The sequence below is a fragment of the Streptococcus sp. 1453 genome (assembly GCF_013276955.1).
Lineage (GTDB): Bacteria > Bacillota > Bacilli > Lactobacillales > Streptococcaceae > Streptococcus.
In genome coordinates this window covers 231,378-240,845 of sequence record NZ_VMLZ01000003.1, presented here as the reverse complement: position 1 = coordinate 240,845, position 9,468 = coordinate 231,378, and the positions used below count along the sequence as shown (strand labels likewise).

General features: G+C 39.9%; 8 protein-coding genes and 2 pseudogenes. 8 read left to right on the top strand and 2 right to left on the bottom strand.

The window, feature by feature from the left end:
* Positions 1–966, top strand: a 966-nt coding sequence (locus HW098_RS03055) for a PD-(D/E)XK nuclease family transposase (RefSeq protein ID WP_176139249.1), incomplete at its 5' end; no start/stop codon positions are given.
* 7 nt (positions 967–973) lie between these two features.
* Positions 974–1,426 (top strand): annotated as a pseudogene (locus tag HW098_RS03050) (hypothetical protein); the annotation flags it as partial.
* A gap of 32 nt (positions 1,427–1,458) precedes the next feature.
* On the opposite strand, the gene HW098_RS03045 reads toward HW098_RS03050, so the two are convergent.
* Entirely contained in the window at positions 1,459–1,659 is a 201-nt protein-coding gene (locus HW098_RS03045) for a hypothetical protein (protein ID WP_176139247.1), read from the bottom strand.
* 485 nt (positions 1,660–2,144) lie between these two features.
* Between HW098_RS03045 and HW098_RS10465 the strand changes: the two are divergent.
* The 5 genes and pseudogenes from HW098_RS10465 to HW098_RS03010 all read left to right on the top strand — a co-directional run.
* A pseudogene (locus HW098_RS10465) lies at positions 2,145–4,298 on the top strand (DUF1542 domain-containing protein); the annotation flags it as partial.
* Positions 4,299–4,724: 426 nt separating this feature from the next.
* Complete coding sequence (locus tag HW098_RS03025; protein WP_176139255.1) at positions 4,725–5,141, top strand: hypothetical protein; 417 nt, start codon at positions 4,725–4,727, stop codon at positions 5,139–5,141.
* A gap of 229 nt (positions 5,142–5,370) precedes the next feature.
* The gene (gene ccdA2, locus HW098_RS03020) at positions 5,371–6,078 is read left to right on the top strand and encodes a thiol-disulfide oxidoreductase-associated membrane protein CcdA2 (RefSeq protein ID WP_176139246.1); all 708 of its coding nucleotides are present in this window, start codon (positions 5,371–5,373) and stop codon (positions 6,076–6,078) included.
* A gap of 10 nt (positions 6,079–6,088) precedes the next feature.
* A complete protein-coding gene (gene sdbB / locus HW098_RS03015) occupies positions 6,089–6,646 on the top strand; it encodes a thiol-disulfide oxidoreductase-associated lipoprotein SdbB (protein ID WP_176139245.1) in 558 nt (185 codons plus the stop codon).
* A 121-nt stretch (positions 6,647–6,767) separates the two neighbouring features.
* Positions 6,768–8,159: an amino acid permease gene (locus HW098_RS03010; protein WP_176139244.1), complete on the top strand. Its 1,392-nt coding sequence runs from the start codon at positions 6,768–6,770 to the stop codon at positions 8,157–8,159.
* Between the two features lie 28 nt (positions 8,160–8,187).
* On the opposite strand, the gene HW098_RS10460 is transcribed toward HW098_RS03010, so the two are convergent.
* Positions 8,188–8,391: a hypothetical protein gene (locus tag HW098_RS10460; protein ID WP_240149449.1), complete on the bottom strand. Its 204-nt coding sequence runs from the start codon at positions 8,389–8,391 to the stop codon at positions 8,188–8,190.
* A 153-nt stretch (positions 8,392–8,544) separates the two neighbouring features.
* Here HW098_RS10460 and adcAII point away from each other — a divergent pair, with 153 nt between their 5' ends.
* Positions 8,545–9,462 carry a zinc-binding lipoprotein AdcAII gene (gene adcAII, locus HW098_RS03000; RefSeq protein WP_050242886.1) on the top strand — a complete coding sequence of 306 codons (918 nt, stop codon included), beginning with the start codon at positions 8,545–8,547 and terminating at the stop codon, positions 9,460–9,462.
* Positions 9,463–9,468: the final 6 nt, after the last annotated feature.

The following is a 9,468-nucleotide window of genomic DNA, read 5'->3' as shown; positions in this document are numbered from 1 at the left end:
TTTAGCAATCCAGAGATCACTTGTCAATTTATTCGCGATATGCTGGACTTGCCAGCTAAAAATGTAACTATTTTAGAGGGAAGCAATATTCACGTCTTGCCTTCTCTACCCTACTCGGCGCAGGATTTCTATACCAGTATAGATGTTTTGGCTGAACTAGATAATGGAACCCAAGTAATCATCGAAATTCAGGTACATCATCAGAATTTTTTCATCAATCGCCTGTGGGCTTACTTGTGTAGTCAGGTCAATCAAAACCTAGAAAAAATTCGTCAGCGAGAAGGTGATACCCACCAGAGCTACAAACATATCGCACCTGTTTACGCAATAGCTATTGTGGATAGTAATTACTTCTCAGATGATCAAGCTTTCCACAGTTTCAGTATGCGCGAAGACACGACAGGTGAGGTCTTAACCATCACAAACAATGGACAAGAACATCATCTAGTCAAGATGGCGTTCTTGGAATTAAGAAAATACAGAGAAACCAGCAAAGATAGCATTCGCAAGCCGTGGTTGGAGTTTTTCGGGAATAAACCCTTTACCCAAGAACCCGAGCGAGCCATCAGCCAAGCAGACCAACTGCTAGACTACAAAAGCTGGTCTGAGGAGGACAGGAAAATGTTTAGTCAGCTACGTATGCGAGAAGAACAAGCCTTGTTGGCACAGGACTATGCCTTGGAACAAGCGGAGGAAAAAGGGTTGGAACGTGGTCGTGCAGAGGGTATTGAACAAGGTTTAGAGCGTGGACTTGAACGTGGCCGTGCAGAGGGGATTGAACAAGGCATCGAAAAAGGTTTAGCACAAGGACTTGAACGTGGACGAGCTGAAGGCATCGAACAGGGATTAAAAGTAGGTTTAGTAAATCTAGTACGTCAAGGTATTCTAACACCTGAGGTTGCCAGCCGGCAGTTAGGAATGACCGTGGCTGAGTTTGAGGAGCTATTGAAAGACAATCATAAATAAGACCTAAAAATACAGGGAAACCAGCAAGGATAGCGTTCGCAAACCATGGTTGGAGTTTTTCGGGAACAAACCCTTTACCCAACAACCAGAGCGAGCTATCAGTCAGGCGGACCAACTGCTAGACTACAAGAGCTGGTCCGAGGAGGACAGGAAGATGTTTAGTCAACTACGTATGCGAGAAGAACAAGCATTATTAGCACAGGACTATGCCTTGGAACAAGCAGAGGAAAAAGGTTTAGAGCGTGGTCTTGAACGCGGTCGTGCAGAGGGGATTGAACAAGGTTTAGAGCGTGGTCTTGAACGTGGTCGAGCTGAGGGTCTTGAACAGGGACTGGAGCGTGGGAAAGTCGAAGGAAGTTTGTCCATGCTACTAAATCTAGTCCGTCAAGGTATTCTAACTTCTGAGGTTGCCAGTCAGCAACTGGGCATGACTGTTGCTGAGTTTGAGACATTGTTGTAAAATCAGCACTAACGGTCAGGAAAATCATCTGGTCAAGGTGTGCTTTTTATACTAAAAATACAGGCAAGCATTTTTGCTTTAGTTTCTTTATCCTTTATCTCTCCTTTTGCTTTATTTATTTGCAGGAATTTTGGAGAGACTTTGGGTATGATTTTGCTATCGGCCTTTCTCTTTGCTTCTTTCCTATATTTATCTGGGCATTTACGAGTCTCGCTATGGCTGATTTTTGTCATGGTTAGTCTACCTCTGCTACTCGACAAAGCTGGGAGAGCCTACATCAAGTGATTTGGGATAGGAGTTATATCAAATAATATCTCAGGATTTCTGATTTTTCGGAGAGCCTGTTTTTTTATTTGCTGAGTCTAGGATAGGTCTTTCTGGCGATAGATAGCAAGACAAACAGCTTCGTTCGAATGTCATATAAATTTAAAATTTCTGAAAATAATGAAAAATATACTAAATTCCCAAATAAGGAGCCTTTAAATCCTTTAAAATAAGCAATGTGCATATATATATATATATAATTATCGATTTTCTAAAACAAAGTGAGGTTGAGGAAAGGGAACTAAGTTGATATAATTAAGTGTTAGTAAACAATGGGCTTTTTGTCATTTGTTCAAGATGAGAAAAGGTCATGTTTTCCTGTTTTTATTGCGAGTTGATGCCTGCATGAACATGGCTAGAGGAGCAAAGACAGGGTAGAAAGAAAGGAAAAACTATGAAACAGTTTAAAATGAATGAGCGCCAACGCTTTTCTATACGCAAGTTTTCAATCGGAGCAGCCTCAGTCTTGCTAGGGTCTGTCTTTTTTGTGGCTAATCCAGCGACAGAAGTTCAGGCGGCAGAATCAAGTACAGAAGTAGTCGCTCAGGATAGGGATGTCAAGCCTGACAATTCATCTGCCCTAAGCTCATCAGAGACAAGCAGTCAAAATCCAAGCGTCGGACAAGCAGGAACTGAAGCAGAAACTCAAGGAAGAGAGAAAAAAGAACCAGGAACTCTATCTAAAGATGTTGAAGCAAAAGCTAAGGTTGAGGAAAGGAGTACTGAAGGCAATTCTAAATTAGAATCAAATAAAGAGATAGCAGAAAAACAAGATCAACCGAAAACAGATATTGAACTTAGTAGACAACTAAATACTCAGAACTTAGAATCACTATTAAGTGAAATTGATGCCGTAAAAACAGAAAACTACACAAAAGAATCAGTAGCAGCCTTAAAAGCAAAAGCCGAAGAAGCGAGACAAGTCCTTGCAACGGCGCAAAATCAAACAGAAGTAGATGCAGCCTTTAGAACATTAGTAAGTTATAAAAATACTAGCTTAAAACGTGTTAAGAAGGATGTAGAACCTAAGGCTCCTAAACTTGATACAACAAACGGTAAAGTAACGGTCGGTCTAAAGGCAGAAAATACAGAACCAAACGGTACCAATATCGCAGGGCATAATCATAGCTTGAATGGAACTACTTTTACAGAAGGTAGTGGGTTTAGGGGAAGCACTGACGCTTCAGGTTTTAGCTATGAATTATCAGGAGCGGATTTATCTTCGTTAGTAGCTGGCGAAGAGTTAGGCTATGGTAAAAACGTTATCATCAAAGTGAAATATGATACAAATGCTATCAATAGAAGAGATATAGGATTTTCTACAACGCCTAACGTCGGTCCTAGACTTGAGTACACCCAAAAAGCCAGAGATGGAATCGGACCTTTTGAAGGTGGTCTTAATTTAAAATTAGTAGGAAGCATACCTAATGATATGATTGGGACATATGATTTACATTTACATCTTTTAAATAATAAAAATAGTAATTCGGAAAGAGCAACTTTAAAAATTCCAATAGCCGTAAAACCTAAAAAACCTACAGTGAGAGTTGATGATTTAGAACATGCAGAGGGAAGAAAGCCAGTTGTTACGGCAAACGTAGCCAATGCTACCGTAAGTAAAGCAGAATTTTACCTTAACAATGTAAAACAAGCTACTGTAGAAGCTGCAAATGGTACTGCAACTTGGACACCAACAGCTCCATTAAAAGAAAATGATAGAATTAGTGTTAAAAATATCGCTAAAGGAGGTATACCTCCTAGAGATGCTTATGGTAACACGTTTACAGTAAGTGAAGTTGGGTCTGATATGAGTGATGAGGTAATAGTACCTAAATCTCCAACACCGACATTAAATAAAGATGGGGCAAAAAATGAAGTAGAAACAGCATTTTCAACAAAATCTACCCAAATAGATAATGATAATGGTTTGACTAGTGAAGAAAAAACAGAAGTAAAAGGATTAGCGAAAACAGCAAAAGATAACGCTATCCAAAATATAGAAAATGCTCAAGATGAAACAACGTTGAATACAGCGAAAACCGATGGAATTAACTCCATCAATAACGTAGCTGTACCAACAGGCGAAGCTACAGAAAAAGGCAAAGCGATTAAGGCTGTAGAAGACGCATTAAAAGAAAAAGACAAAGCAGTTGATGGCAATGCAGGCTTAACAACTGAAGAGAAAGCAGAAGTTAAGAAACAAACAGAACAAGCCAAAACTACGGCTGTCACAAACATCAATAATGCGACAACTAACGCTACTGTAGGCACAGCGAAAACCGATGGAATTAACTCCATCAATAACGTAGCTGTACCAACAGGCGAAGCTACAGAAAAAGGCAAAGCGATTAAGGCTGTAGAAGCTGTTGCATTTGCTAAGAAAACAGAAATTTCGAATCGTTTTGATTTGACAACTGAGGACAAGTCAAGAGCATTGCAACAGGTGGATCAAGAAGCTAAGGATGCTAAGATTGCAGTGGACAAGGGCGTAACAAATAAGGATGTAGAACAGGCAAAAGTGGCAGGAATCGATGCTATCAAGAACATCAATCCACAACCATCTCCACGTCCGCTTCCTACGCCTCAACCTCAACCTTCTACCCCTACTCAGCCAGACCAAGGAGGCACAGAGACTCCAACAACTCCATCTGAGCCAGTTCCACAACCGTCTCAACCAACTGCTCCGAGTCAACCTGCAAGTCCTGCTCCAGCTCCAAGTTCAGATCAGACTCAAGCTCCTAGAGCGGCAGCAAGTCCTTCAGCTAGCTCAACGAGCACGCAAGCTCCAGCTCAAGAGCAAGTTGACAAGTCTGAACTTCGTTCCTTGAGTCAAGAGTTAGACCAACGCTTGAAAGCTTTGGCAACAGTATCTGTTCCGAAAATCGATGCAGCCAAGGCGGTTCTCCTAGATGCTCAAAAAGCTCTGGAAGATAGTGCCTTGACAGAGCAAGGTCTGCGTACTGAAGTAGAGTCTGTGAAGGCTGCCTTGGACTCTCTCAAAGATGTGAAAGCAAATGCTAGCGATAGCAAGCCTACACAGGACAAGAAAGATGCTAAGAAAGGAACGGAGGATAGTAAGGATTCAGATAAGATGACTGAAACAAACTCAGTTCCAGCAGGAGTGATTGTGGTCAGTCTACTTGCTCTCCTAGGCGTGATTGCCTTCTGGTTGGTTCGTCGTAAGAAAGGGTCAGAAATCCAGCAATTAAGCACGGAATTGACCAAGGTTCTCGGACAGCTAGATGCAGAAAAAGCGGATAAAAAAGTCCTTTCCAAAGCCCAAAAACTTCTCCAAGAAACCCTTGATTTCGTGAAAGAAGAAAATGGCTCAGCAGAGACAGAAGCTAAACTAGTAGAGGAGCTTAAAGCAATCCTTGCCAAACTCAAGTAAAACATGATTTATGAAATGTCAGACCTAAAAGACATTTCCGTTCACAAAAGCAGCGACGAGTAACCCTTGTCGTTGCTTTTTGGCTATTTTGGGGATAAGATCCGCCTTGACTAGCGAAAGAAAAGATTAGTCCAATAGTGTCCGATACGATTTTGCGTAGCAGAAAGCTTACAAATAAAATTGAATATAGTAAAATAGGATTAGAAATCTTAAGAAAGTTGGTTCTTTATTGGAAACGATAGTATTTTCAATTTCCGTTTTTTTAGCAGGGGTCTTGTCCTTCTTTTCTCCTTGTATTTTTCCACTTCTGCCAGTTTATGCTGGGATTTTATTGGATGATCAGGAAAGCGCAAAAAGTTTTTCCTTGTTTGGGAGAAAGGTTCTTTGGTCAGGTTTGATTCGAACATTTTGCTTTATTGCAGGTATTTCTCTTATTTTCTTTATTCTAGGCTTTGGTGCAGGTTACTTTGGTAATTTTCTCTATGCAAATTGGTTTCGATATGTTATGGGAACAATTATTATCATTTTGGGACTTCACCAGATGGAAATTTTTCATTTTAAGAAATTAGAGGTTCAAAAAAGCTTTACTTTCAAGAAATCAGCAGCCAATCGTTATTGGTCAGCATTTTTACTTGGTATTACCTTTAGCTTTGGTTGGACACCTTGTATTGGTCCGGTTTTAAGTTCTGTTTTAGCGCTTGCTGCTTCTGGGGGCAATGGTGCTTGGCAAGGAGCTATCTATACCTTGATTTACACTCTGGGCATGGCCCTTCCTTTCTTGGTCTTGGCCCTAGCTTCAGGAGTTGTGATGCCTTATTTTAGTAAAATCAAGCGTCATATGATGCTACTGAAGAAAATTGGTGGTTTGCTCATTATTTTAATGGGAATTTTGTTAATACTAGGACAAGTAAATGTTCTAGCTGGAATTTTTGAATAAAGGAGAACAAATGAAAAAAGTAATGTTTGCTGGCTTAAGTCTCTTGTCATTAGTTGTATTGATGGCCTGTGGTGAGGAAGAGACTAAAAAAACTCAAGCCCCACAACAGCCAAAACAACAAACGACTGTACAACAAATCGCTGTTGGAAAAGAGGCTCCAGACTTCACCTTGCAATCCATGGATGGCAAAGAAGTCAAGTTATCTGATTATAAGGGTAAAAAAGTCTACTTGAAGTTTTGGGCTTCATGGTGTGGTCCATGTAAAAAAAGTATGCCTGAGTTGATGGAATTGGCTGCAAAACCAGATCGCGATTTTGAAATTCTTAGTGTCATTGCACCAGGAATTCAAGGTGAAAAAACCGTTGAGCAATTCCCACAATGGTTCCAAGATCAAGGTTATAAGGATATCCCAGTTCTTTATGACACAAAAGCAACCACATTCCAAGCTTATCAAATCCGAAGCATTCCTACAGAATACCTAATTGATAGTCAAGGAAAGATTGGAAAGATTCAATTTGGTGCTATCAGCAATGCGGATGCAGAAGCAGCCTTTAAAGAAATGAACTAGAATAGATAAAAATCTGATTACAAGATGTAGTCAGATTTTTTTAGGAAAACATTTTATAAATATTCACAAATATCCTATATTTATGGTAAAATAGAATCATCATTTTATTTTGGAGAAAAAGATGAATATATTTAGAACAAAAAATGTTAGTTTAGATAAAACGGAGATGCACAGGCATTTGAAATTATGGGATTTGATTTTGCTGGGTATCGGAGCCATGGTAGGAACTGGTGTTTTTACAATCACAGGTACTGCAGCAGCAACGCTTGCTGGTCCAGCCCTAGTGATTTCAATCGTCATTTCTGCCTTGTGTGTAGGATTATCAGCCCTCTTTTTTGCAGAATTTGCTTCACGAGTACCTGCTACAGGTGGTGCCTACAGTTACCTCTATGCCATCTTAGGAGAATTCCCAGCTTGGTTGGCAGGTTGGTTAACCATGATGGAGTTCATGACAGCCATATCAGGCGTAGCTTCGGGTTGGGCAGCTTATTTTAAAGGCTTGCTTTCTCAATACGGGATAGCCCTTCCTCAGGCTTTAAATGGTACCTTTAATCCTCAAGCAGGGACATTTGTTGATTTATTGCCTATTCTTGTCTTGGTCTTGGTGACTTCGCTTGTTTTACTCAATGCCAAGGCAGCCTTACGCTTTAATTCGATTCTAGTTATTTTGAAATTTTCCGCTTTAGCTCTCTTTGTTTTAGTAGGAATTTGGCATATCAAACTTGATAATTGGAGTAATTTTGCTCCTTATGGTTTTGGACAAATCTATGGTGCTAGTACTGGTATTATGGCTGGTGCGTCCTTGATGTTCTTCGGTTTTTTGGGATTTGAATCCATCTCTATGGCTGTAGATGAGGTCAAGACTCCTCAAAAAAATATTCCTAGAGGGATTGTCTTATCGCTTTCGATCGTAACCATTCTCTATGCCTTGGTTACCCTTGTCTTGACTGGTGTAGTTCACTATAGCCATCTAAATGTTGATGATGCCGTTGCCTTTGCCCTTCGTAGTGTTGGGATTAGTTGGGCAGCCAACTATGTGTCATTGGTGGCTATCTTGACCTTGATTACTGTTTGTATCTCGATGACCTATGCCCTATCGCGTATGATTTACAGTTTAGCGCGCGATGGCTTAATGCCTGCTATCTTTAAGGAACTAACGAAGACAAGCAAGGTACCAAAAAATGCGACTATCTTGACCGGTCTAGCTTCAGCAGTAGCAGCAGGAATGTTCCCTCTTGCTAGTATCGCAGCCTTCTTAAATATTTGTACCTTAGCCTACTTGATTATGCTGGCTTACGGCTTGATTCGCTTACGGAAAGAAAAAGGAATGCCCAAAGCTGGGGAATTTAAAACACCACTGGTACCTCTGTTACCAATTTTATCAATCATCATTTGTTTATCCTTCATGTTACAGTATAATATGGAAACCTGGATTGCTTTCTTGATTGCCTTGTTGATAGGAAGTATTATTTACTTCACTTATGGTTATAAGCATTCTACCATAGAAGAATAATACTCTTCGAAAATCTCTTCAAACTACGTCAGCTTCGCCTTGCCGTATGTATGTGACTGACTTCGTCAGTCTTATCTACAACCTCAAAACAGTGTTTTGAGCTGACTTCGTCAGTTTCATCTACAACCTCAAAAACATGTTTTGAGCTGACTTCGTCAGTTCTATCTGCAACCTCAAAGTCGTGCTTTGAGCAGCCTGCGGCTAGCTTCCTAATTTGCTCTTTGATTTTCATTGAGTATATAAAGTGAAAATCTGTTGAGTTGTTGAAACTCAGCAGATTTTTATATGTGAAAGAAATTTCAAATTTTTTCTAAAAATATCTTGACAGATTAAATTTTTAGGAGTAGAATGTTTACTAGTTAATTAAATGGTTAAGGAGTTGTTCATGAAGAAACAAAATTTATTTTTAGTCTTGTTAAGTGTTTTTCTTTTATTGCTAGGAGCCTGTAGTCAAAAGGAAAGCCAGACAGGAAAGGGGATGAAAATTGTGACCAGTTTTTATCCTATCTACGCTATGGTTAAGGAAGTATCTGGTGACTTGAATGATGTTCGGATGATTCAGTCAAGTAGTGGGATTCACTCCTTTGAACCTTCAGCGAATGACATCGCGGCCATCTATGATGCAGATGTCTTTGTTTACCATTCTCATACGCTCGAATCTTGGGCAGGAAGTTTAGATCCCAATCTAAAAAAATCTAAAGTTAAGGTTTTAGAGGCTTCAGAGGGAATGACCTTGGACCGCGTCCCTGGGCTAGAAGATGTGGAAGCAGGGGATGGAGTTGATGAAAAAACGCTCTATGACCCTCACACTTGGCTAGATCCTGAAAAAGCTGGTGAAGAAGCTCAGATTATCGCTGATAAACTTTCAGAGGTGGATAGTGAGCATAAAGAGACTTATCAAAAAAATGCGCAAGCCTTTATCAAAAAAGCTCAGGAATTGACTAAGAAATTCCAGCCTAAATTTGAAAAAGCGACTCAGAAAACATTTGTAACACAACATACAGCCTTTTCTTATCTAGCGAAGAGATTTGGACTCAATCAACTCGGTATTGCAGGTATCTCTCCTGAACAAGAACCAAGTCCACGACAACTAACAGAAATTCAGGAATTTGTTAAAACCTATAAGGTTAAGACGATTTTTACAGAAAGTAATGCTTCTTCAAAAGTAGCTGAAACTCTTGTCAAATCAACAGGTGTGGGTCTTAAAACTCTGAATCCTTTAGAGGCAGACCCACAAAATGACAAGACCTATTTAGAAAATCTTGAGGAAAATATAAGTGTTTTAGCAGAAGAATTAAAGTGAGGAAAG